The 22,699-nt window shown below is 74.1% G+C and carries 21 protein-coding genes; 6 read left to right on the forward strand and 15 right to left on the reverse strand.

Annotation, left to right across the window (positions count from 1 at the left end):
- The first annotated feature begins 2 nt into the window (after positions 1 to 2).
- Positions 3 to 1,076, forward strand: coding sequence for an LLM class flavin-dependent oxidoreductase (locus ACFYT4_RS02705; RefSeq protein WP_389264547.1), 1,074 nt, complete (start codon positions 3 to 5; stop codon positions 1,074 to 1,076).
- 275 nt (positions 1,077 to 1,351) lie between these two features.
- Positions 1,352 to 2,242: a tetratricopeptide repeat protein gene (locus tag ACFYT4_RS02710; protein ID WP_389264549.1), complete on the forward strand. Its 891-nt coding sequence runs from the start codon at positions 1,352 to 1,354 to the stop codon at positions 2,240 to 2,242.
- Positions 2,243 to 2,705: 463 nt separating this feature from the next.
- On the opposite strand, the gene ACFYT4_RS02715 is transcribed toward ACFYT4_RS02710, so the two are convergent.
- The 9 genes from ACFYT4_RS02715 to ACFYT4_RS02755 all read right to left on the reverse strand — a co-directional run bounded on the left by ACFYT4_RS02715 (position 2,706) and on the right by ACFYT4_RS02755 (position 11,283).
- A complete protein-coding gene (locus ACFYT4_RS02715) occupies positions 2,706 to 3,152 on the reverse strand; it encodes a nitroreductase family deazaflavin-dependent oxidoreductase (RefSeq protein ID WP_389264775.1) in 447 nt (148 codons plus the stop codon).
- A gap of 269 nt (positions 3,153 to 3,421) precedes the next feature.
- On the reverse strand, positions 3,422 to 3,616 hold the full coding sequence (locus tag ACFYT4_RS02720; RefSeq protein ID WP_389264550.1) for a hypothetical protein: 195 nt from the start codon (positions 3,614 to 3,616) through the stop codon (positions 3,422 to 3,424).
- A 278-nt stretch (positions 3,617 to 3,894) separates the two neighbouring features.
- Entirely contained in the window at positions 3,895 to 4,542 is a 648-nt protein-coding gene (locus ACFYT4_RS02725; protein WP_389264552.1) for an ABC transporter ATP-binding protein, read from the reverse strand.
- Positions 4,535 to 5,458, reverse strand: a complete 924-nt coding sequence (locus tag ACFYT4_RS02730) for an ABC transporter ATP-binding protein (protein ID WP_389264777.1) — start codon at positions 5,456 to 5,458, stop codon at positions 4,535 to 4,537. Before ACFYT4_RS02730 ends, ACFYT4_RS02725 begins: the two co-directional genes overlap by 8 nt.
- A 41-nt stretch (positions 5,459 to 5,499) precedes the next feature.
- Positions 5,500 to 6,375 carry an ABC transporter permease gene (locus tag ACFYT4_RS02735; protein WP_389264554.1) on the reverse strand — a complete coding sequence of 292 codons (876 nt, stop codon included), beginning with the start codon at positions 6,373 to 6,375 and terminating at the stop codon, positions 5,500 to 5,502.
- Positions 6,368 to 7,333, reverse strand: a complete 966-nt coding sequence (locus tag ACFYT4_RS02740) for an ABC transporter permease (RefSeq protein WP_389264779.1) — start codon at positions 7,331 to 7,333, stop codon at positions 6,368 to 6,370. Before ACFYT4_RS02740 ends, ACFYT4_RS02735 begins: the two co-directional genes overlap by 8 nt.
- A gap of 62 nt (positions 7,334 to 7,395) precedes the next feature.
- On the reverse strand, positions 7,396 to 9,039 hold the full coding sequence (locus ACFYT4_RS02745) for an ABC transporter substrate-binding protein (RefSeq protein WP_389264556.1): 1,644 nt from the start codon (positions 9,037 to 9,039) through the stop codon (positions 7,396 to 7,398).
- A gap of 627 nt (positions 9,040 to 9,666) precedes the next feature.
- A complete protein-coding gene (locus ACFYT4_RS02750; RefSeq protein ID WP_389264558.1) occupies positions 9,667 to 10,629 on the reverse strand; it encodes an NADPH:quinone oxidoreductase family protein in 963 nt (320 codons plus the stop codon).
- Positions 10,630 to 10,728: 99 nt separating this feature from the next.
- The gene (locus ACFYT4_RS02755) at positions 10,729 to 11,283 is read right to left on the reverse strand and encodes a helix-turn-helix domain-containing protein (protein ID WP_389264780.1); all 555 of its coding nucleotides are present in this window, start codon (positions 11,281 to 11,283) and stop codon (positions 10,729 to 10,731) included.
- Positions 11,284 to 11,920: 637 nt separating this feature from the next.
- Here ACFYT4_RS02755 and ACFYT4_RS02760 point away from each other — a divergent pair.
- Positions 11,921 to 12,826, forward strand: a complete 906-nt coding sequence (locus tag ACFYT4_RS02760) for a ribokinase (protein WP_389264559.1) — start codon at positions 11,921 to 11,923, stop codon at positions 12,824 to 12,826.
- A gap of 133 nt (positions 12,827 to 12,959) precedes the next feature.
- A complete protein-coding gene (locus ACFYT4_RS02765) occupies positions 12,960 to 13,841 on the forward strand; it encodes an SDR family oxidoreductase (protein WP_389264561.1) in 882 nt (293 codons plus the stop codon).
- A 143-nt stretch (positions 13,842 to 13,984) separates the two neighbouring features.
- Here ACFYT4_RS02765 and ACFYT4_RS02770 read toward each other — a convergent pair whose 3' ends face one another.
- From ACFYT4_RS02770 to ACFYT4_RS02780, 3 genes are read right to left on the reverse strand one after another with little or no spacing between them, the layout of a single operon-like run.
- A complete protein-coding gene (locus tag ACFYT4_RS02770; RefSeq protein ID WP_389264562.1) occupies positions 13,985 to 14,851 on the reverse strand; it encodes an enoyl-CoA hydratase/isomerase family protein in 867 nt (288 codons plus the stop codon).
- A gap of 28 nt (positions 14,852 to 14,879) precedes the next feature.
- The gene (locus tag ACFYT4_RS02775; RefSeq protein WP_389264564.1) at positions 14,880 to 15,632 is read right to left on the reverse strand and encodes a PIG-L deacetylase family protein; all 753 of its coding nucleotides are present in this window, start codon (positions 15,630 to 15,632) and stop codon (positions 14,880 to 14,882) included.
- 28 nt (positions 15,633 to 15,660) lie between these two features.
- Positions 15,661 to 16,959 (reverse strand): alpha/beta fold hydrolase, encoded by a 1,299-nt coding sequence (locus ACFYT4_RS02780; RefSeq protein WP_389264566.1) that lies wholly within the window; start codon positions 16,957 to 16,959, stop codon positions 15,661 to 15,663.
- Positions 16,960 to 17,228: 269 nt separating this feature from the next.
- On the opposite strand from ACFYT4_RS02780, the gene ACFYT4_RS02785 reads away from it, so the two are divergent.
- Both ACFYT4_RS02785 and ACFYT4_RS02790 read left to right on the forward strand, forming a co-directional pair.
- Positions 17,229 to 18,392: an ABC transporter ATP-binding protein gene (locus ACFYT4_RS02785; protein WP_389264568.1), complete on the forward strand. Its 1,164-nt coding sequence runs from the start codon at positions 17,229 to 17,231 to the stop codon at positions 18,390 to 18,392.
- A gap of 156 nt (positions 18,393 to 18,548) precedes the next feature.
- Positions 18,549 to 19,889, forward strand: coding sequence for a hypothetical protein (locus ACFYT4_RS02790; protein WP_389264782.1), 1,341 nt, complete (start codon positions 18,549 to 18,551; stop codon positions 19,887 to 19,889).
- Between the two features lie 278 nt (positions 19,890 to 20,167).
- On the opposite strand, the gene ACFYT4_RS02795 is transcribed toward ACFYT4_RS02790, so the two are convergent.
- The 3 genes from ACFYT4_RS02795 to ACFYT4_RS02805 are packed head-to-tail and all read right to left on the reverse strand — an operon-like array spanning position 20,168 to position 22,490.
- Positions 20,168 to 21,133 (reverse strand): ABC transporter substrate-binding protein, encoded by a 966-nt coding sequence (locus ACFYT4_RS02795; RefSeq protein ID WP_389264570.1) that lies wholly within the window; start codon positions 21,131 to 21,133, stop codon positions 20,168 to 20,170.
- Positions 21,130 to 21,804 carry an ABC transporter permease gene (locus ACFYT4_RS02800; protein WP_389264572.1) on the reverse strand — a complete coding sequence of 225 codons (675 nt, stop codon included), beginning with the start codon at positions 21,802 to 21,804 and terminating at the stop codon, positions 21,130 to 21,132. Before ACFYT4_RS02800 ends, ACFYT4_RS02795 begins: the two co-directional genes overlap by 4 nt.
- A complete protein-coding gene (locus ACFYT4_RS02805; RefSeq protein WP_389264573.1) occupies positions 21,801 to 22,490 on the reverse strand; it encodes an ABC transporter permease in 690 nt (229 codons plus the stop codon). The genes ACFYT4_RS02800 and ACFYT4_RS02805 overlap by 4 nt, the downstream gene beginning before the upstream one ends.
- Positions 22,491 to 22,699 lie beyond the last annotated feature (209 nt).

The following is a 22,699-nucleotide window of genomic DNA, read 5'->3' on the forward strand; positions in this document are numbered from 1 at the left end:
CCATGGCATCCGAATTCCTCTGGTACGTCATCCCCCGCGAGGGCGCCTACCCCTGGGAGCCGGAGGGCCGCCGCCCGGTCGATCTCGGCTATCTCCGGCAGCTCGCGGGAGCCGTCGACCGGCTCGGGTTCAGCGGCGCGCTCCTCGCCACCGATCTGTACGACGTCTGGCCGCTGGGCAGTGCGCTGGCCGCCTCCACGAGCCCGCGTTTCAAGCCGCTGCTGGCCGTCCACCCGGGGCTCATCTCCCCCACTCTGCTGGCCAAGACGGCTCTGACCTTCGACGCCCTCTTCGGCGGGCGGCTGCGCTTCAACGTCGTCAACGGTTCCACACGGGCGCTCAAGGAGTACGGCCTGCACCTGGAGCACGACGAGCGGTACGCGCTGAGCGCCGAGTACTGGTCGATCGTCAAGCGCCTCACGGCGGGCGAGGTCTTCGACCACCACGGCCGCTTCTACCGGCTGGAGAACGCGGGCGCGAGCCTCCGCGAGCTCACGCCCGTTCAGGAGCCCTACATCCCGCTGTGGTTCGGCGGCTCGTCACCCGCCGGCATCGAGATGGCGGCGGAGCAGGTCGATGTGTATCTCACCTGGGCCGAGCCGCCGCATCTGCTCAAGGAGAAGCTGGACCGGGTGCGCGAGCGGGCCGCGGCGCACGGCCGCCGCCTCCGGTTCGGCCTGCGTGTCCATCTGATCGTGCGCGACACGGAGGACGAGGCCTGGGCCGCGGCCGACCGTCTGCTGCGGGTCACCAGCGAGGCCACCTACGCCCGTCAGCTGGGTGCGAAGGCGGCGGAGGACGGCGTCGGCTGGCAGCGCCAGTTCGGCGGGCACGGCGGCCGGGTCCCGGACCGCGCCCGCGAACTGGAGGAGCACCCGAACCTCTGGCCCGGCATGAGCCTGTTCCGGCCCGGCCCGGGGACGGCGGTCGTCGGCTCCACGGCGCAGGTGACCGACCGGCTCCGGGAGTACGAGTCCCTGGGCATCGACACCTTCATCCTGTCGGGCAACCCGCTGCTGGAGGAGGCGTACCGGGTCGCCGAGACGGTGCTTCCCGCGCTCGGCGTCCGCGTCTGAGGCCGCGCCGGGCGGCGGGTGTCCCGCGCCCCGGGATTCCGGTCCGCCCGGCCAGCCCGCGTCGGCCGGGCGCCGGGGTTCGACGGGCTCCGAATACGTTCCCCGGTACCCACCCGCTGGCAGGCGGGTGCCGGTGCCGCGGCGTGCGCCCCGGCCCGGAGGGTGCGGCGGACCGGACACGGGCCGTTCCGCGTGCAGCACCGGCCGGGCGGTCGACCGTGTCCGTCCCGTCCGGGCGGTGGACCCGATCACACCGGTGGCCCCATGATGGGGTGATGAATCAGTGGCGGCGCGCCGCCGCGTCCGTCCACCGCGAGGGCGACCCCTCGGCGGCCGGGAGCGGCAGCGGTACGGAATCCGAGCCCGCGGGTGTCCCCTTCACCCCGGGCGCCTTGGGCCCTCTCGGCGGTCCCGAGGTCCTTCCTCTGATGGAACGGCTCATCGGGCGCCGTCACGCCCCTCCGGGCGAGGACCGGACCGAAGCCGCCGCGATCGACGACGAACTCGCCGCGGCGCTGGAGGACGACGACGACCCCGCCCGGGCGGTCGTCCGGTACGAGCGTGTCCTGCGGATGTCCCGGAGCGCCTTCGGCGACGACCACCCCGACACCCTCGCCATCCGGAGCCTCCTGGCCTACGCCTGCAAGGAGTCCGGCGATCCGGCCCGGGCGATCGCGCTGTTCGAGAGCACACTCGCCGACTCGGTACGGATCCTCGGCCACGACGCCCCCGACACCCTGTCCGTCCGGATCGGTCTCGCCCAGGCCCGTCTGGAGGCGGGCGATCCCGCGCGGGCGATCCCCCTCTTCGAGAGCGTCCTCGCCGACTGCGTACGCGTGCTGGGCGAGGACGACACCGATACCCTCACGGCCCGGATGAGCCTCGCCACCGCCGTTGCCGAGGCCGGTGATCTGGAACGGGCGGTGACCCTGTTCGAGGACACGCTCACCTCCACCGCGCGGGCCCTCGGCGAGGACCACGCCGATACGCTCATGGCGCGCAGGATCCTCGCCTCCTTCGTCGAGGCGTCGGGCGACACGAACCGCGCGATCGCCCTGTACGAACGCGCGCTCGCCGACTCCGTACGGCTGCTGGGCCCGGGCCACCCCGAGACCCGGGAAGCCCGTGACGACCTCGCCAACGCCCGCTGGACACAGGACATCTGAGGCAGGGACGCCCATCGTCCCCGGGGAGCCCCCCGCTTCGGGCCGTGACGCCCGCCGCCGGTCCTGTGGCCTGCAACGTACTCGCAACGTAGCGGCGTGTTGACTGAGGGACCGCGACACCGGCGGTGCGCTGCCCCCGGGCGGAATCCGTTCCCGGGAGGTTCGCCGCCGCCGGGGAAACGGCAGACAGAAGGGCTGATCGGCGAGGGGCGACACGTGTACAGACGGTCGGCGGAGCCCCCCGCCGGCGAGCCATCCCCCGAAGAAGCCACGCTTCTTCCCACCGGCAGCCCTCCGCCGGGCGGGCGTTAGCCCCGCGGAGGGTGCAGGCTGGCGGGCGCCCACAACCTCCGGGGCGGTCACCAGCGAACGGGCCAGGGTCTCGGAGCGGAGTCGGCGCCGCTCCGGGGCCCCGGCGCGTTCAGGGACGGGGCGCCGCAGCCCCCTGTCTCCCGCCCGGCGTTCAGTGCTCGCCGTCGACCGGCTCCACGACGAAGACGGGGATCCGGCGGTCGGTCTTCTTCTGGTACTCGGCGTAGTCCGGGAACGCCTCGACCGCGCGGGCCCACCACTCGGCCCTCTCCTCGCCGGTCACCTCACGCGCCCTCATGTCACGGCGGACCGGGCCGTCCTGGAGTTCCACGCGGGGGTCGGCGACCACGTTGTGGTACCAGACGGGGTGGCTGTCCGAGCCGCCCGCGGACGCGACGACCGCGTAGCGGCCCTCGTGCTCCACCCTCATCAGCGGGGACTTGCGGACGCTGCCGCTCCTGGCGCCCCGGGTGGTCAGGATGACCACGGGCATCCCCATGATCGTCGTGCCCTTGGTGCCGCCGGAGCTCTCGAACAGCTCGACCTGGTTCCGTACCCAGGTCGCCGGACTCGGTACGTACTCGCCCTCAAGTGGCATGGCCATCCCTTCCGTCGCCGGAGTCTGTCGCGTCGGTCCGCGACCGAGTCTCGCACGTGATCGGTGCCGCGCGGAGGTCCCGCCCCGCCGCCCGTCCGGTGCGCGGGCGCGGAGCCCGCCCGCCCCGGGGCCGGTCACCGCGCGTGGCGATACGGGCACGCCGCAACGGCGTTGCAACCTCCGCGGTGCTCCGCTCCCGCGGTGACCGGTCCGCCGCGGGGTCGGCCGCACCCGCGGGACGGGCAACGCCCTGAGCCGCGGCGGGTGATTCAGGGCTTGAGATGGCCCACGACCTCCGCGGTGACCGCCACGCCCTCGTAGATGGTGGGCGCCATGCTGGTGCCCGCGAGGAAGAAGCCGAGCAGCAGGCAGACGAGGGCGTGGGAGAACTTCAGGCCGCCGCTGCGCAGAAAGACCACGGCGAGCACCACCAGAAGCAGCAGCACCGAAATCGAGACAGCCATCGCCAACCTCCTCGGCCGCGCCGGAAATGCGGCATTCGGCGGTCAGTCTGGCGCAGCGGAGCGGCCGGGCGGTCGCACGGCGCGTGCGCCGTACGGGTGGCGTTGAGGCCGTTCGCCCGCCCCGGCTCCCCCTCGCCCGCACGCCCCGCCGGTGCGAAGGGAGCCCCGCTCCCGCCGGGTGGGCCCACGGGTCCGCGACCGACGACGACGCAGGGGGGCACCACCCGTGCCCACAGGGCTACGGGCACGCGGGCCCGGCGAGATCCCAACAAGGGGCCCTACGGGGGCCAGTGGATCGTGCGGGTGCACCAGCGTTCGAGGAGGACCCTGTCGTGGCCGACGGCCAGCAGGCCCGCGCCCTCGTCACGGCGGTAGGTCTCGACGACCTGCACCAGCGCCGCCGTGGTCGACGCGTCGAGCATCGCGGTCATCTCGTCGCAGATGAGCCAGCGCGGGCGCAGCGCCAGGGCCCGGGCCAGACAGGCGCGTTGGAGCTGGCCGTCGCTGACCTCGTGGGGGCGGCGGCCGAGGAGTTCGCCGGTGAGGCCCACCGCGTCGGCCAACTCGTCCGTACGGGCGCCGGCCTCCGCGCGCCGTCCGGTCGCCCGCAGGGGCTCGGCGATCAGATCGCGCAGCGACAGCCGGGGGTCCGCGGAGAGCCGGGGCTGCTGGAAGACGACACCGAAGGCGGTGCGCTGTGCGCGGGGGGCGGTGTGCCGCCAGCCGCGGGCGGGTTCACCGTCGATGACGACCCGGCCGGAGAAGGGGCGGTGCAGCAGCGCGGCGACGCGCGCGAGGGTGGACTTGCCGCAGCCGCTGGGGCCGAGCAGCCCGACCGCCTCGCCGGGTGCGAGGGTGAGGGAGACATCGCGTACGACCGGACGGCCCGGTTCGTAACCGGCGGTGATCGCCTGGAGTTCAAGCACGCCCGGCCTCCTTCTCCAGCAGGGCGACCGGATGGTGGCAGGCGACGCCGGCGTCGAAGGCGGGGAGCGTGCCGCAGCGCCCGGTCGCGCGGTCGCAGCGCGCGGCGAAGGCGCAGCCCTCCGGCAGATCGCCCAGTTCGGGCGGCAGCCCGGGTATCGGGGTGAAGTCCCGTTCCGGGAGGGCGTTCAGGAGGCCGCGGGCGTACGGGTGGCGGGGGCCGGGCTCGCCGAAGAAGTCGCGGGCGTCGGCGAGTTCGACGATGCGGCCCGCGTACATCACGGCCACCCGGTCGGCGATGCGTTCCGCCGCCGCCAGATCGTGGGTGATCATCAGCAGGGCGCGGCCGGTCGGGCCGTCATCGGTGTGCCGGCGCAGCTCGTCGACGGTGCGGTCGACGAGGTCGCGGTCGAGCCCGGTCGTCGGCTCGTCGGCGAGCAGGAGGGGCGCGCCGCCGATGAGGGCGAGCGCGGTGGCGGCCCGCTGGGCGAGACCGCCGGACAGTTCGTGGGGGTAGCGGTCGAGGTGGTCGGCGGGGAACGCGGCCCGCTCGGCCGCCGCGACGGCGGCCTCGCGCGCCTCCTTGCGCGGGGTGCCGGCGAGGGTGCGCAGGGTCTCCTCGATCTGGGCGCCCACGGTCCGTACGGGTGTCAGATGGGCCGCCGGGCTCTGCGGTACGAGTCCGATGAGCCGGCCGCGCACGGTGCGGGCGAGGGTGCGTTCGTCGGCGGCGAGGAGTTCGGTGCCGCCGACGGTGGCGGTGCCCGAGGTCTGGGCGTTGCCGGGCAGCAGCCCGAGGAGCGCGGAGGCGAGGACGGACTTTCCGCAGCCGCTCTCGCCGACGAGGGCGAGGCACTGGCCCGCCGCGAGGTCGAAGTCCGCCGAGGTGACCGCGGCGACATGGCGTCCGCCGCGCATCCGGAAGCGTACGGAGAGGTCCCGTACCGACAGCACGGTGCTCACAGCATCAGCTCCGATCGGCGGCGCGGATTGATCCGTTCCCGCCACACTCCGGCGAGGCCCGCGATCGCGAGGGTCGGGATGATCAGGAACAGCCCGGGGAAGAGGGTGGGCCACCAGTCCCCGGCGAGGAGGGAGCCGCGCGCGGACTGGACGAGGTTGCCGAGGCTCGCCTGGTGGGTCGGCAGGCCGAGGCCGAGGAAGGAGAGCGCCGACTCGTGCCACATGGCGTGCGGCACCATCAGCACGGCCGCGAGGCCCGCCTGCGGAAGGACGCCCGGCAGGAGGTGGCGGGCGGTGACCCGCAGCCGGGAGGCGCCGCCGGAGACGGCCGCGTCGACATAGGGACGTGAGCGCAGGGAGAGCACTTCCGAGCGGACGATCCTGGCGGTGGAGAGCCAGTGGGTGAGCGCCACGGAGGCGATCACCGGCCACACCCCGGGGCGGAACATCGCCACGATGAAGATGCCGAGCAGCAGGTGCGGCACGGACGAGAAGGTGTCGACCAGCCGCATCACGATCCGGTCGGTCCAGCCGCCGAAGGCGGCGGCGGCCGCGCCGACGAGCGTACCGACGACGGTCGCGACGAGCGCGGCGACCAGTCCGACGAGGAGGGAGATCCGCAGGCCGTACACACAGCGCAGCAGCAGGTCCCGGCCGACGTCGTCGGTGCCGAAGGGGTGGGCGAGGGAGGGCGGCTGGAGCTTCTGCGAGAGATCGACGGCCTGCTCGTCGAGCTGCACGATCGGTGGCACGACCAGGACGGCGAGGACGACGGCGGCCACGATCACGGCGGAGACGCCGAGCCGTACCGTGCGGGTGGAGCGGCGGGTGCGCCCGCGCGAGTGCCAGACGCGGTCGGCGACGTCAGCCATCGAAGCCCACTCTCGGGTCGGCGAGTCCGTACAGCAGGTCGGACAGGAGATTGCCGGCGAGGACGGCGGCGGTCGCGAGGACGGTGAGCGCCGCCAGCAGGGAGAAGTCGACCGAGGTGGCGGCCTCGACGGTGGCGGCGGCGATGCCGGGCCAGCTGAAGACGGTCTCCACGAGCAGCGCGCCGGTGATCAGTTCGGGAACACGGGAGCCGATGAGGGTGAGCATCGGCAGCATCCCGGAGCGCAGGGCGTGGCCGAGCAGTACGGAACGCTCACCGATGCCCCTGGCGCGTGCCCCGCGCACGGGGTCCTCGTCGAGGGCGTCGGCGACGCCGTGCCGTACGTAGAGGAAGAACCAGGGCAGCTGGGTGGTCCCGAGGACGGCGGCGGGCAGCACCAGATGGGAGGCCACCTGGCCGAAGGTGACGGTATCGCTGCCGGTGTCGGTGAGCCCGCCGGCGGGCAGGACGCCGAGTTCGAGCGCGAAGAACCAGATGGCGAGCAGTCCGAGCCAGAAGGCGGGCGCGGCTTCGAGGGTGTACGCGGCCGAGCTGACCGCCCGGTCGAGCCAGCCGCCCCGGCGGCGGGCGGCCAGCACCCCGAGGGCGGTGCCCAGCAGGATCGCGACGGCGAACGCGGTGGTGGCGAGGAGCACGGACCAGCCGACGCGTTCGCCGATGACATCGGCGACGGGCTGGCGCAGCACGGTGGAGTCGCCGAGATCGCCCTGGAGCGCGGAGGTCAGCCAGTTCCACCAGCGGGTGACGAGCGGCTGGTCGACACCGAGGTTGGCGCGGATCTGGTCGAGGTTCTCCTGGGTGGCGGTCATCCCGGCCGCGCCGGTGTACGCCTTGACCGGGTCGAAGGGCGAGGCGGCGGCGGCGGCGAAGACCCCGAAGGTCACGGTCAGCAGGACGGGGACGGCGAAGAGGGCCCGGCGGCCCGCCATGCGGGCCATCGGGCCCCAGGGCGGGCGGCGCCGGTGCGGGGGTGCCGCCCGCTGCTCGGTGGGGGCGGTGGTCACTTCTTCGGGGACCAGTCCTCGACGTTCCACCAGGGGCCGGAGGCGAGTCCGTGCTCGTGCGGCTCGACCTGGGTGGACAGTCCGTCCCAGCTGTCGTCGACGACGTACAGATGGTCGATGTGGGTGAGGAAGGTGTAGCCGGGGTTCTTGGCCAGTTCGCGCTGGACGGTGTCGTACGCGGCCTTGCGCTCGGCCTTGTCACCGCTCTGGCGGCCTTCGACGAGGGCCTTGTCGACGGCCGGGTTGCTGTACCAGGCCATGTTGTTGAAGCCGTCGCCCGCGACGGAGGAGGTGAGCAGGAGGTACTGGTCGAAGTCGGGGTCGCCGGGGGAGCCGCCGCCGGCGAGGACGGCGTCGCTCTTCATCCGGGGTTCGATGACCTCCCAGGTGCCGGCCTGGGTCTTGATGGAGATGCCGGCCTTCTTGGCGTCGGAGGCGTAGGCGAGTGCGTGGTCCTGGCGGAGCTTGTCGCCGGAGGGGTACCAGAGCGGGAACTCGGCCCGTACGCCGTTCTTCACCCGGATCCCGTCGCCGCCGGGCTTCCAGCCGGCCGCGTCGAGGATCTCCTCGGCCCGGCCGAGGTCGTGGGTGCGCTCGGTGCCCTCGGCGAACCACTCGCTGTCGGTGGGCACGGGTCCGTAGGCGGGCTTTCCGGCGCCTTCGAGGATCTTGTCGACCATGGCCTCGCGGTCGACGGCGACGTCGAGCGCCTGCCGGATCGCGAGGTCGCCCGTGACCTTGTTGTTCGTCGGCAGCGTCACGGTCCGGTAGTCGTAGGTCGTGGCCGCGTGGGTCTTCTTGGACTCGTCGCTCTTGAAGCCCTCGGCGAGGTTGGGCGGCAGGATCGCCCCGTCGAGGTCCCCCGCGCGCAGCCGGGTGGCGCGGACGTCGTCGTCCTTGATGACGGCCATGGTGAACTTCTTCACCTCGGGCTCGCCGTCCCAGTACGTGGGGTTGGCCTTGAAGGTGAGCTTCTCTCCCTTGGACCAGCCCGTGAGGACGTAGGGGCCGGTGCCGACGGGCCGTGTGGTGAAGGATCCGGTGTTGACGTCCTGCTTCGAGGCGATGTGCTCGGGGACGATGGGGTGCACGGTGCGCTGGGCGAAGGGCGCGTAGGGGTACTTGAGGGTGAAGACGACGGTGTCGTCGCCGGTCGCCTTCACGTCCTTGATCGCGTCGAGTTCGGACTTGGAGGCGTTGTTGGTCTTCGCGTCCAGCACGGTCCGGTAGGTGTAGACGACGTCCTTGGCGCCGAACGGCTTGCCGTCGCTGAAGGTGACGCCCTCGCGGAGCCGGTACGTGTAGGTCAGGCCGTCGGCGCTGATCTCGGGGAGCGCGGCGGCGAGCGCGGGCTTGAGCTTCATCCCGGTGTCGAGGGCGAGGAGCCCGTCGAAGATCTTCGAGTTGCCGTCCTTGCCGAAGCCGAGCAGCGGGCTCAGGCTCTCGGGCTCGGTGGCGATTCCGACGACCGCCGAGTCTCCGGCGCCGTTCTCGCCGGCCGTGCCGCTGCCCGGGTTGGAGCAGGCCGTGGCGCCCGCGGTCAGCGTGACGGCCAGCGCGCCGGCGGCCAGCCCCCGTATACGACGGCTCGGACGGGCCGATCGGCCGGATCGAGCGGACACTGCACCCACACCCCTCATGAAGATCAACCGTTATTGCGAACGCGTCGCAATTAAACAGCATGAAATGAGTGCTGAATACATGGGACTCGGTCCGGTGGGTGTCGCCCCGGCCCGGGCGGCGGGAGGCCGGGCGGCTCCACCGGGACGTGCCGGTGGCCGCCGGGTGAACCGTGCGTGACCTCGGCGGATGTGGCGCGCCCCGGAGTCGGATCCGCGGGGTCCTCCCGGCCCGTGCCGGTGCCCGCGTGGGATGGGACACACTCCGCGCATCTGCCCGTGGGACCGCCGTCCCGGCGCGCACCGGGTCCGTGGCCCGCGCTCCGGGCCCCGGGAAGGGCACTCCCCGGCCGGGGACGGCCGCTCGCGGGGTGCCGGTGGCGCGGTCGTGGTGGGGGCGTCCGCCGTGTTCCCGGCCGCCGCGCGGGCGGGCCGGGTTCCGGAGCGGGCCCGGGGACTCGGCGCGGCGGGGGCGGGCCGGTGGGTGCGCGGGGGGCCGGTACGGGACGGCGGGTGCGGGACCGACGGATATGGGGTGGCCGGTCCTCACGCGAAACCGGTGCCTGCCCCGATGAATGCGGGGCAGGCCGGTGCCGGGTGGGGAACCAACCGGGTGCGGTCGCGCGGTTCGTCGGCCCCGGGGCGCCGTCAGACGCCTTCCGGGAGGACCACGACACGGCCGGTGGTCACTCCGTCGGCCACCCGCTGTACGGCGTCGGGAGCGTCCTTCATGGCGAACCGCCCGCTGATCAGCGGCTTGATCTCCCCCTTGGCGGCGAGTTCGGTCAGCTTCTCGTGACAGTCGAGGACGGCGGCCGGGTCCCGGTGCCGGTACAGGCCCCAGTGGAGCCCGAGGACGGAGTAGTTCTTCACCAGGGCGTGGTTGAGCGCGGGGGTGGGGATCACCCCGCTGGCGAAGCCGACGACGACGATCCGGCCCTCGAAGGCGACGCACTTGGCGGACTGGGCGTAGGCGTCCCCGCCGACCGGGTCGTAGATCACATCGGCGCCCCGGCCGCCGGTGGCCTCCGTGACGGCGGCGACGACGTCGTCCGCACGGCGGTCGACGACAAGATCGCAGCCCAGCTCGCGGGCGGTGCGGGCCTTGTCCCGGCCGCCGACGACGCCGATGACACGGGCCCCGGCGGCACTGCCGAGCTGGACGGCGGCACTGCCGACGCCTCCGGCGGCCGCGTGCACGAGCAGAGTCTCGCCCGGCCGGAGTGCGGCACGGCGGTGGAGCCCGAACCAGCCGGTCTGGTAGCCGATGTGGAGTGCCGCGGCCTCGGCGTCGTCGAGTGACTCGGGGGCGGGCAGGACGGCGGCCTCGTCGGCGACGACGTACTCGGCGAGTCCGCCGCGCGGCAGTGCGGGGCCGGCGACGACCCGGCGGCCGTCCTCGGTCTCGCCGCAGATCTCCAGACCGGGGGTGAACGGCAGCGGCGGCCGTACCTGGTACTGGCCCCGGCACAGCAGGGCGTCGGGGAAGTTGATGTTCGCGGCCCGGACCTTCAGCAGCAGCTGTCCCTCGCCGGGCCGCGGCTTCTCCACCTCTTCGAGCCGCATCACCTCGGCCGGCTCGCCGTGCCGGTGCACTTGCCATGCCTGCATGTCCGGGGCCTCCACGTACCGTCGTCGTACTGTGCTCGCGACGCATGCTAAGCAGGCGCTTGACGAACGGGGAAGCCCTCCGGGCCGGACGACGGCGGGTCAGGCGCGCCGGGGCCGGGCCCGGACGTGCATCCGCTCCCCCTGCGGGCCGAAGAGGCTCAGGAACTCCACGGGCGTGTCACCGGCGGGGCCGAACCAGTGCGGAACCCGGGTGTCGAACTCCGCGGCCTCCCCCGGCCCGAGCACGACATCGTGCTCCGCGAGGACGAGCCGCAGCCGCCCGGAGAGCACGAACAGCCACTCGTACCCCTCGTGCGTCCGGGGTTCGGGCCCGGGGCCGCCGGGCTGCTGCACGATCTTGTACGCCTGGAGCCCGCCGGGCCTGCGGGTGAGCGGCAGCAGGGTACGGCCGTACCGGACGATCGGACGCGTCTTCACCCTCGGGTCCCCGACGGGCGGCGCGCCGACCAGTTCGTCCAGTGGGAGCCGGTGGGCCCGTGCGATGGGCAGCAGCAGTTCGAGGCTGGGGCGGCGCTGCCCGGACTCCAGCCGGGACAGGGTGCTCACGGAGATCCGGGTCACCTCGGAGAGCGACTCCAGGGTGGCGCCGCGCTCCCTTCTGATCCTGCGCAGCCGGGGGCCGACCTCGTTCAGTACGGTGTCGAGCTGCGCGTCCGGGTCGTCCGGTCCGGTGTCGGTGGCCCGGTCGGCGGTCCCGCCGGTGGCCCGGCCGCCCGCCGTGCGCCGGCCGGGGCGGCGCTCGCCGCCGCTCCCGCCACCGGGTCCGTCCGCGCGCCCTTCCGGGAGCCGGTCCGCGCGCGTGTCCAGGGGCTTGTCCTCGTCGGGCATGGCTCCATTGCAGATTCGGCAAGGCGATGTGTCAATCCGGCACCCCTGCGGTGACCGAGAACGGACCGTCGGCGGGTTCCCGTCAGGACACTTGCCCCGCCGGCGGGTCATCGACTCCAATGTGCGCGGGGACCGACGCGCACCGGAGGGGCCACAGCGTCATCAGCCAGACCACCGGCGGGCCGCCGCGGCCGCGGGACCGCCGCCGTCCGTACGCCGGGCGCCTTCCGTGTACCTGCGCACCGGCGGCCTTCGACGGCAGCCCCGGATGCGCCCCGCGCCGCTCCCCTGCTCCCCGCCCGCCGCGACGGCCCGGCTCCTCACCCCGAAGGGCAGGGCGCCCACGCGGGGGCCCAGCCCGCCCGGTCGCGGGCGCCGGCCGCCCGTCTGCGCCGCTCCCGCGGTGAACCGCCCGTCGCTCCGTCAGAAAGGGAAACAGCGGATGCGTGACCACGACCTGCTCGTCGTCGGATCGGCCCACGCGGACCTCCTGGTCGGCGTCGAACGCCGGCCCCGCCCCGGCGAGACGGTGTTCGGCACCGACCTCGCGGTCCACCCGGGCGGCAAGGGCGCCAACCAGGCGTTCGCCGCCGCGCGCCTCGGAGCCCGTACCGCCCTGCTGGCGAGGGTCGGTGACGACGGTCACGGCCGGATGCTGCTGGAGTCCCAGCACGCCGCCGGAGTCGACGTCGCGGGGGTGCTGGTGGGCGGCGCGCCGACCGGGGTCGCGCTGATCACGGTGGACCCGTCGGGTGACAACAGCGTCGTGGTCTTCCCCGGCGCCAACCACCGTCTGTCACCCGCCGACATCCGCGCCGCCTGGGATCTGGTGCGGACGGCCCGGGTGGTCTCGGCGCAGCTGGAGATTCCCCTGGAGACGGTCGTCGAGATCGTCCGCACGCTGTCCTCCGGCAGCCGGTTCGTCCTCAACCCCTCTCCCCCGGCCGCACTGCCCGCCGAGGTGCTGGTGGCCTGCGACCCGCTGATCGTCAACGAGCACGAGGCCAGGTTCCTCCTCGGGACCGGGGCCGGGCTGGAGCCGCGGGACTGGGCGCTCGGGCTGCTGTCGCGCGGTCCCCGGTCGGTGGTGGTCACCCTGGGGGCGGCGGGGGCGATCGTGGCCGACGGCCGCAGCCGGACGTGTGTCCGCGTGCCGAGCCCGCGCGTCGAGGCGGTCGACACCACCGGCGCGGGGGACGCGTTCGCCGCCGCGCTGGGGTGGCGCCTCGGGCTGGGCGAGGACCTGGAGACGGCCGCCTCGTACGCGGTACGGGCCGGGGCCGCGGCCGTGACGAGGAGGGGTGCGCAGAGCGCGTATCCCACGGCGGAGGAACTCCCCGGCCCCTGAGCTCCGGCCGCCGGGCACCGGCCCCGAAGCGCGGGGGGGGTTGGGGCCGCTCGGCGGCGCCTTCGAGGACCGGCGCACGGAATCCGGTGCACGGGCATGGACGTTTGCGCGCGGACCGGCTACGCATGCGGGCATGACCGATCCCTCCGGCCTTCCCGCGCCCCCGCCGCTCGGTGCCGCCGCCCTGCCCGCCGGCACGTTCGAGGGACGGAACGTCCTCGTCACCGGAGGGGGGTCCGGGCTGGGCCGGGCCATCGCGCGGGAGTTCGCCCGGCTCGGCGCGAATCTGATGCTCGTGGGACGCAGAGCGGACCGGCTCACGGCCGCCCGTGAGGAGCTGTCGGAGTTCGGCGGGCAGGTCGTCGCCGCCGTGTGCGACATCCGTGAACCCGGCAGGATCGCGGAGGTGTTCGACGCCGCCGAGGCCGCGTTCGGACTGCCCGATGTGCTGGTGAACAACGCGGCCGGCAACTTCCCCGTCCCCGCCGAGGATCTGTCCGAGCGCGGCTGGCGGGCGGTCGTGGACATCACGCTGAGCGGTACCTGGTTCATGACCGGGGAGTTCGGCCGCCGGCATCTTCTCGCGGGCACCCCGGCGTCGGTCGTCAGTCTGGGCGCGTCGTACGCCTGGACGGGCGGCCCGGGATACGTGCACTCGGCCGCCGCCAAGGCGGGGGTGCGGAGCATGGTGGAGACGCTCGCCGTGGAGTGGGGGCCGTACGGCATTCAGATCAACGCCCTCGTGCCGGGGCTGGTGCCGCACGAGGACATGACCGCGGAGCTGCGCGGCGGGCTCGACCGGGCCGGGGACACGGATGTGCGGCAGCCCGCGCTGCGGGTGGGACAGCCCCGGGAGATCGGCTGGGCGGCGACCTTCCTCGCCTCGCCGTACGCGCGGTTCATCACGGGCCACACCCTGGTGGTGGACGGCGCGAACTGGCAGCGGCGCACACTGGTGAACGAGCCGGTGGTGACCGTGCGCGAACAGCTCGGGCGGGGGCCGTTCGAGGGTTGAGGCACGGGGAAGCCGTCCGGGACCGGGGCACGGGGCGGAAGCCGGGCCCGGGGCGGAGAACCCCCACGGCCCGGCCGGTGTGTCCCGGAGCCCGGGGGACGGTGTCCCGGAGCACGGGGACGGTGTCCGCCGGGCCCCGCGGCTCAGCGTCCCCCGAAGTGCGGCGGCCGCCGTGCCGCCTTGGCGGTGTAGCCCTCGTGGCAGTCGTCGGACGTCAGGGTGAGCGCGGCGCTCATCGCCGTACGGTCGAGTGCCTCGGCCAGTCCCGTGTCGGCGAAGGCGTCGATGTCCCGCTTGACGGCCCGTACCGCCAGCGGCGCGTTCGCGGCGATGTCCTCGGCCACCGCGCGGGAGACCGCGGGCAGTTCGGCGGCGGGGACGACCCGCTGGACCAGGCCGAGGCGCTCGGCGGTGGCCGCGTCGATACGGCGGCCCGTGAGCGCGAGGTACTTGGCCCAGCCCGCCCCCGCCTCGCGCGCGATCCGCAGATCGCCGCCCGCGTCGACGGCGACCCCGAGCCCGGTCTCGGGCAGGGCGAAGACGGCGTCACCGGCCGCCACCCGGATGTCCGCCATCAGCGCCAGTTCGAAACCGAAGCCGAGGCAGTAGCCCTGCACCGCGGCCACCACCGGCTGGGGCAGCCCCGCGAAGGCGGCGAACCGCTCGTGCGCCCAGCGGATGCCCTCCTGGTAGCGGTGGACGCGCTCGGCGGGCGAGCGGCCGGTGATCCCCCCGCCGGGGGCGGTCACATCGATACCGGCGCAGAACGCGCGCCCCTCGGCGCGCAGCAGGACGGCCCGGATCGAGTCGTCGAAGCGGATACGGTCGGCCATCAGACCCAGCTGGCGGGTGGACTCCCAGCTCCAGCCGTTGAGTTTGCCGGGACGGCAGAGGGTGAGGAGGCCGATGCCGTCCTCGACGTCGAGCCGGATGCGCTCCTCACCCCCGGCGATCTCCCGGTCCAGTGTGTCGATCATCGCCACCCCTCCCGAAGACTTCTGACGCTTCATCAGAAACCAGGGCAGCGTACCCCCGCCGTCAGCGGGGGAACAGCTCGAAGGTGACGGCGGGCCGGCCGCCGAAGCGCGCGCCGGCCGCCTCGGCGCTGCCGGTCAGGAAGGAGCGGCAGTACTGCTCCGGGTCCTCCCGCGTCAGCGCCTCGATATAGGTGCGGTGTTCCAGCAGCGACCGGACGGAGCGCTCCAGTCCCGCGGCCGCGTCGACGGCGTGCGTCGGTGTCGAGGAGCCCGCGACCGCCACCCAGCGGACGCCGTTCCACGGTTCGAGCCCCTGCTCGGAGATCAGCTCGGGGAAGATCCAGCGGTTCCCCGCGTCGGCCGCCGCGTCCAGTGCCGCCAGGCCGACGGCCCGGTGGTCGGGGGTGTTCCAGACCGTGCCGCCCCAGGTGTCCCGGTGGTTGAGCGTGATGACGAGTTCGGGCCGGTGGCGGCGGACGGCCGCCGCGATGTCCCGGCGCAGCGCGGTGCCGTACTCGACCACCCCGTCGCTGTGGTCCAGGAACTCCACCGTCGAGACACCGACGACGGCCGCGCTCGCCCGCTGCTCGCGTTCGCGCAGCGGGGCGCACTCGGCCGGGGCGACGGTGTCGATGCCGGCCTCACCGCGCGTGGCGAGGAGATAGGCGATCTCCCGTCCGCCGTCGGTCCATCCGGCGATGGCGGCGGCACAGCCGTACTCCAGGTCGTCGGGGTGCGCGACGACCGCCAGCGCGCGCCGCCAGTCGTCGGGCATCGGTCGCAGCTGATCGCTCTTGTCCGTCGGATCGGTCATACGCGCAGGATACGGCGGTGGTTGCGGCTCAGACGTCCCCCCGGGTGAGCGCGATCAGCCGGTCCAGGACACGGGGGCCGCCCGTCCGCACCCCGTCGTGCTCGAACTCGTCGGTGACCCAGGTGCGCAGTCCCCGGATCGCGCGGGCGGTGCTCAGGGAGTGACCGGTGTCGACGTACATGTCGTCGTGGTAGACGGCGGCCGTCACCGGTACCTCGTTGGCGGCCAGACGCCCGGCGTCGTACAGCGGGGCCCAGTCGGTACGCGCGGCGAGCAGTTCGGCGGCCTCGCGCAGGGGCCGCAGGGCGGGATCGACCTCGAAGTGCCAGGGGTGGACGGACTCGCCGGTGAACAGCAGCGGGGCGTCCCCGTCGAGGGTGGCGGCGGGGTCGAACCACGGGAACTCGGCCCGTACGCGCTCGGCGGCCCAGGCGGTCGGCTCGTCGCCCTGGCCGTAGATGGCCTCGTGGAGGACGGCGTAGAGGGGATGACCCGCGAAGGAGAGGGTGGTGAGCACTGCCTCCTGGAAGGCGTCGGAGAGTTCGTGCCGCCCGCCGACCCGGATGAAGGCGTCCTCCAGGAGGTAGTGGAGCAGATGGCTGCCGTCCGTGCCGCCGAGGAGGATCCCGAGGGACTGGAAGGCCTCGGGGGTCAGGACGTAGCCCGTGGGCAGGACGGTCCGGTGCTCGGCGAGATGGGCGGCGATGCGGCGGGCCCGTGCCACGTCCTGCGGATAGCGGGCGTAGTGCGCCTCGTTCTTGCGCCGGACGCGGGGGTACGCGGCCCGGTAGACGTCGTCGGCGTGGGCGTCGAGCGAGGGCAGACCGCCCGTGATGAACACCTCGCGCAGTCCCGCGGGCGCCGCGGAGAGGTAGTGGGTGGCGCAGAAGCCGCCGAAGCTCTGGCCCAGCACGCTCCAGGGGGCTCCGGCGGTGAGCTGTTTCCGGACCGTCTCGCAGTCGCGCACGATGCTGTCGGCGCGGAAGCGGGCGAGATGGCCGGCCTGGGCCGCCGGTCCGCCGCGCCCGGGCAGGGTCTGGCGGTTCTGCGGGGTGGAGCGTCCGGTTCCGCGATGGTCGAGCAGGAGGACCCGGTACTCCTGGAGAGCGCGGCCCAGCCAGCCCTGCCGTCCGGTGAAGCGGCGGGCGCCGAAACCGGGGCCGCCCTCCAGATAGACGAGCCACGGCAGGTCGTCGGCCACCCGCGCCCCGGCGACGATCTCCCGTCCGTACAGCTCCAGCTGCTCTCCGCCGGGGTTGTCGTGGTCGAGCGGAACGGTGAAGTGCCGGTCGGTGAGGACGGTCCCGGGCTGGCGGTAGCGGGTCACTGGTGCTCCTGTTCCTTGCGTCTGGCCCGCCCATGGGATCACATGCCGATCCGGGTGGCAGGCGGGGGTGCGGGTATGAAGCCCGAGGTCAGCGGCGCGCGGCGACCGTGGGGGGCCGATCCGGTCCGAGCCCTGGGCGGTGTCCGCCGGCGCCGGCTCCCGGGCCGGGCCGGATCGCCGGTACGCCGTACGGCCCCGTCCTTGCTCCGGGTCACACGGACGGCCGCCACCCGTGTGCGCGCTTCCCCGGTCGCTCCTAGCGTGAGGTCATGATCCGGTTCGAGCAGGTCGGCAAGGTCTATCCGGACGGCACGACGGCCGTCGACGGCCTCTCGTTCGAGGTCGGAGAGGGCGAACTGGTCACCCTGGTGGGCCCGTCCGGCTGCGGCAAGACGACCACGATGATGATGGTCAACCGCCTCATCGAACCGACCTCGGGCCGTATCCTCGTGGACGGCGAGGACATCTCCGCCGCCGACCCGGTCGAACTCCGCCGCCGGATCGGCTACGTCATCCAGCAGGCCGGGCTGTTCCCCCACCGCACGGTCCTCGACAACACCGCGACCGTGCCCTCGCTGATCGGCTGGAAGAAGGCCCGGGCGCGCGAGCGGGCGGCCGAACTGCTCGAACTGGTGGGCCTGGACCCGAAGACGTACGGCCCCCGCTATCCGGCGCAGTTGTCCGGGGGCCAGCGCCAGCGGGTGGGGGTGGCCCGCGCGCTGGCCGCCGATCCGCCGGTGCTGCTGATGGACGAGCCCTTCGGCGCGGTCGACCCGGTGGTGCGCGAACGCCTCCAGAACGAGTTCCTGCGCCTCCAGGACACCGTGCGCAAGACCGTGCTCCTGGTGACCCACGACATCGAGGAGGCGGTGCGGATGGGGGACCGTATCGCCGTGTACGGGCAGGGGCGCATCGAGCAGTTCGACACCCCGGCGGCCGTGCTGGGCGCGCCCGCGACGGACTATGTGGCCCGGTTCGTCGGCGCGGACCGGGGGCTGAAGCGGCTCTCGGTCACCGCGATCGAGGCGGACGACCTGGAGCAGCCGCCGGTCGCCCGGCTCGACGAGACCGCGAGAGCGGCGGCGGTCAGGCTGCGCGAACAGGACGCGCGCTGGGCCGTGGTGCTCGGCCCCGGCGGCGATCTGCACGGCTGGGTCTCCGCGGAGGCCCTGGCGATCGCCGGGGAGGCGGGCACGGTCGGCGATCTGGCCCGGCGCATGGAGGCATGGGTGCCGCTCGGGGCACCGCTCAAACAGGCGTTCAGCGAGATGCTCCAGCACGACGCGGGGTGGGTCGCGGTCGTGGACGGTGCGCGCTTCGCGGGGGTGCTCACCCCCGCGAAGCTGCACGAGGCGCTGCGCCGGTCGGTGGACGCGGACGCGCAGGGTGTCGCGCGGGGCGCGGTGGAGTTCGACTCGGTGTCGGACGCGTAGGCACGCGCCACCGGACCGCGATCGTCCCGGACGGGAGAGCCGGAGGTGAACCACGGGACCTCTGGGGCGCCGGTGGCCCGGGACCGCACCCGAACGCCGTACGGTCCCGTGACCGAACGCCGTACGGCACTCCCGCCGTCGGCCGCGTCGGCTACGGTGCTGGGTGTGCTGATCACCGGAGGGGACACGGGGGCGCCGGGAACCGCGCTGCTCATCGCGGCGGCGCCGGTCGGCAGAGGGCGCCTGATCGACGCCGGTTCGGTGCTGTCCGCGCTCGCCGCCGTGCCGCCGAGCGCGCTGACGGGCACACCGGCGGCGACGGTCGTCGAACTCGCCGACCCCCTCGATCCGCAGACGGTGCTGACCCGGGTCCGGGCCGCGGCGACGGCCGAGGGGCCGCTGTTCCTCTACCTCGCCGGGCAGGTGCACCTCGACCGCAAGCAGCGCCTGCCGCATCTGGCGCTCGCCCGCACGACGCCGGCGACGATGCGCTACACCGCGCTGCCCTGGCACTGGCTGGTCTCCGAACTGGCCGTCCGGCGCCCCGGTACGACCACCGTGGTCGTCGATCTGGTGGCCGCGGCGGACGCCTGGCCGCGGGTGGTCCGCGAAGGGCTCGGGTTCGGACCGGCGGTCCGGCTGTACGGGCGGGTCGTGCCTCCGGCCGACCGCCGGGAGACGGCGGCCCCCGAGTACCTCCGCTCCTGTGCGTCGATCTGGCGCAGCGGCGCCCGGCCGGATCCGGCGGCGCTCCACGAGCAGGCGGCGGCGCAGACGGAGACGGAGGGAGCGCTGCTGCTGACGCCGGCGTGGGTTCCGCCGGCCGCGGTGCCGGAGCCCGTGGCGGCCGGCCCCGGCGCCGCGCCCGTGGCGGTCCCGGGGGCCCCGCCCCCGCCCGGATCCGTACCCGTACTCGGTACCGTCGCGGGCGGGATCGGGCTGCCCGACGGATACGCGCCCGTTCCGCCGCGCCCGGGGACCGTGCCGACCGCGCCTTCGCAGGGCGGGCCACCGCGCCCACCGGTCGCGCCCGGGCCCCCGGCTCCGCCCGCTCGGCTCCCCGCCGGGGACGACCCCCATCCCGCGATCCTCGCCGCCGCGCGGGCCGGGAGGCACCGGGAGGCCTCGGCTGCCGCCGCCGACTGGGAGCAGCGGGAGTCACGGGCTCACGGCCCCGGCTCCCTCCCGGCGATCCACTGGCTGGAGGTACGGGCCGATCTGGCGCGGCTGGCACGGGAACCGGCGCTCAGCTGCGCCTTGTGGATGTCCGCGGCCGATGCCCGGCTGACGCGGCGGCAGGCGACCGACGACCCCGACGTCGAGGGCGCGGTCGACCGGGCCCACCACCAGTGGGAGCAGATCCCCGACCCCGTCGGAGCCCGCGAACTGGCCCCGCGACTCGTGGCGCTGCGCCGCCGTGTCCCGGGACGGCAGCCCGGAGCGCTGCGGGTCCTGGAGCGACGGCTGGAGAGCCTGCACTCGGCGCACCCCGCATAGCGCGGCTCCCGTGGGGCGCCGCGCGCCCGGGGCGCCCCACGGGAGCGCCGCGGGCCCGGCTGCTCGCGGGACCTCACCGGGGCGGCGCGGCAGCGAGCCGCGCAGGTGACCGACCCCCGGGTGGCGGTCCGTGCGCTCCGGACGTCGGCCCCGCGCGCGGACGGCGCTCCTCGCTCCCGCCGTCCATGGCCATGGCGTCCCCTCGGCTCGTTCCCGGGCGTCCCGGGGGCCCTCGATCGAGGCGGGACACCGTTCGGTACCGGGGCGGCAGGAGAGCTTCAGAGCAGGTTCTTCGACTCCAGGTACTTTCTCGCGACGTCCTGCGGAAGCCGGCGCCAACTGTCCACCTGTTCGTTCATCGACGCCAGATCCGCGGTCGTCAGCACGGTGTTGAGCCGGGCCAGCGCCCTGGTGACCCCTTCGCCGCCGGCCCGCGCGCGGTTGACGACGGGCACGATGTAGTCCGCGTTCTGCAGATGCCTGTCGTCGGCGAGGAGCACCAGACCGAACTGGTCGAGCGTGGCGTCGGTGGTCGTCGTCAGCACCATCTGGTCCCGGCCACTTTGAACGGCCTGCTTGGCCTGGGTGGTGCCGACGCCCTTGGGGTCGACGGCGGTGATGTCGATGCCGTACGTCTTCCTCAGCCCCGGCTCGCAGTACGGCCGCTGGACGCACTCGTCGCCCGCGGCGAGCCGTACGGGAAGCTTGGCGCGGCCCAGGTCGCTGAGTGTCCTGAGGCGGTGCCGTTCGGCGTACCGGCGGGTGACGGCGAACGCGTTCTGGTCGACGGCTCTGCCCGGATCGAGCACGGTCAGTCCCCGGGGCGCGGCGAGGGCGCGCAGCGCGGTCATCGTCGTGGTGAGGTCGGGCGAGCCGACGGGAGGCGCCTCGGGGCCGTTGGTCCTGGCGTTCAGCCAGTCCGCGAAGGTCGCCGCGTACTCGGGGACCACGTCGATCTGGCCGCCTTCCAGGGCGGGTTCGTAGATCTCCCGGTTGGTGACCGAGAGGATCTCCGTGCCGTATCCGGCACGGCCCAGGAGGAGGGCGTACATCTGGGCGAGCAGATCGGACTCGGTGAAGCCCGCCGAACCGATCGTCAGATGCCTGCTGTCGCCGGGCGGCGCGGTGACCTCGCCCCGGTTCTCCAGGGACGGTCCGGTGGTGCAGGACGTCAGCGCCAGCAGGACGGCCCACGCCGCCAGCGCGGCCCTGACCGCCGCGCCGGGAGCGCGCCGGGCCCTCATCGGCCGCTCCCCCTCACCCCGCCGGGCGCGAGCCGCTGCACCAGCTCGAACAGCCCCTCCACGACCAGTGCGAAGGCGGCCACCAGGACCGCGCCCGCGACGACCTGCGAGGTCGAGGCCAGATTGAATCCCGCGGTGATGATCCGGCCGAGTCCTCCGCCGCCCGCGAGCGCGGCGATGGTCGCGGTGGCCACCAGTTGCACGGCGGCGATCCGCACACCCGTCAGGATCAGCGGCAGGGCGAGCGGGATCTCCACGCCGAACATCAGCTGCGGGCCCGTCATCCCCATGCCGCGCGCGGCCCGTACGACGTCCTGGTCGACCCCCCGCATCCCGACGTACGCGTTGGTGAGCAGCGGCGGGACGGCGAACAGCACCAGCGCGATGACGGTCGGCCAGGAGCCGTGGTCGCCAAGGGGGCTGAGCAGCAGCAGGACGAGGACGGCGAAGGTGGGGACGGCGCGGCCCGCGTTGGAGATGTTGACGGCGAGCGCGCCGCCCCGGCCGAGGTGTCCGAGGACGAGCGCGACGGGCAGCGCGAGAAGACAGCTCAGACCGAGGCACACCGCCGTGAGGAACAGATGCTCGCCGAGCCGGTTCCAGGCGCCGTTGTCGCCGGACCAGTTCGCGGCGCTGGTGAGCCAGCTCCACGCGTCGGTGAGGGTGTTCACGCCGCCGCTCCCCTCGTCCCCCGTGTCCAGGGTGTGGCGAGCCGCTGCACGAGCAGCAGCAGGACGTCCGCGGCGACGGCGATGACCACACAGAGCAGGGACGCGGTGAGCACCTGGGCCTTGAAGTAGGTGTTCATGCCGGAGTAGATGAGGTTGCCGAGACCGCCGTAGCCCACGATCGCGCCGATGGTGACCAGGGAGACCGCCGACACGGTGGCGATCCGCAGCCCCGCCATCGCCGCGGGCAGCGCGAGCGGCAGCTCGACGGCGAGCAGCAGCCGTACGGGTCCGTACCCCATGCCCCGCGCGGCCTGCCGGGTCTCCTCGGGGACCGCGCGCAGCCCGGCGAGGATGTTCCGGACAAGCAGGGTCAGCGAGTAGAGGACCAGTCCCGCGACGACCAGCGACGCGGACAGCCCGTACACCGGCAGCAGCAGCGAGAACATCGCCAGCGACGGGATCGTGTAGAGGATCGTCGTCACCCCCAGCACCGGCGCCGCGGACCACCGCCAGCGGCGGGCCGCGACGGCGAGGGGGACCGCGATGACGAGCCCCAGGAACACGGAGACGGCGGTGAGCTGGAGGTGCTGGAGGACCGCGTCCCAGAGGATCTCGCGGCGGGTCGAGAGATACTCGCCGCAGATCCACTCATTGCGTGCGAGGCAGTCGTCGGGTGTCGCCGTCATCTGGCAATTGGAGCGCGGGGGACGGGTGTACGCGCGCTGCGACCACCCGTCCGGGTGAGCGCCGCTTCGCCGGACGGGCGGTAACCGCCGCGTGTGGCGGCGGGGCGGTTGCGGGCGCCCGCCGGCGCCGGGTCCTTCCCGGGGCGCGGGACGGCCCGGGGACACGGGGCTTGCCCCCGTACACCGTGCCGGGAAGCCGTGCCCGGCCG

The organism is Streptomyces sp. NPDC004609, assembly GCF_042873655.1.
Classification (GTDB): Bacteria; Actinomycetota; Actinomycetes; order Streptomycetales; family Streptomycetaceae; genus Streptomyces.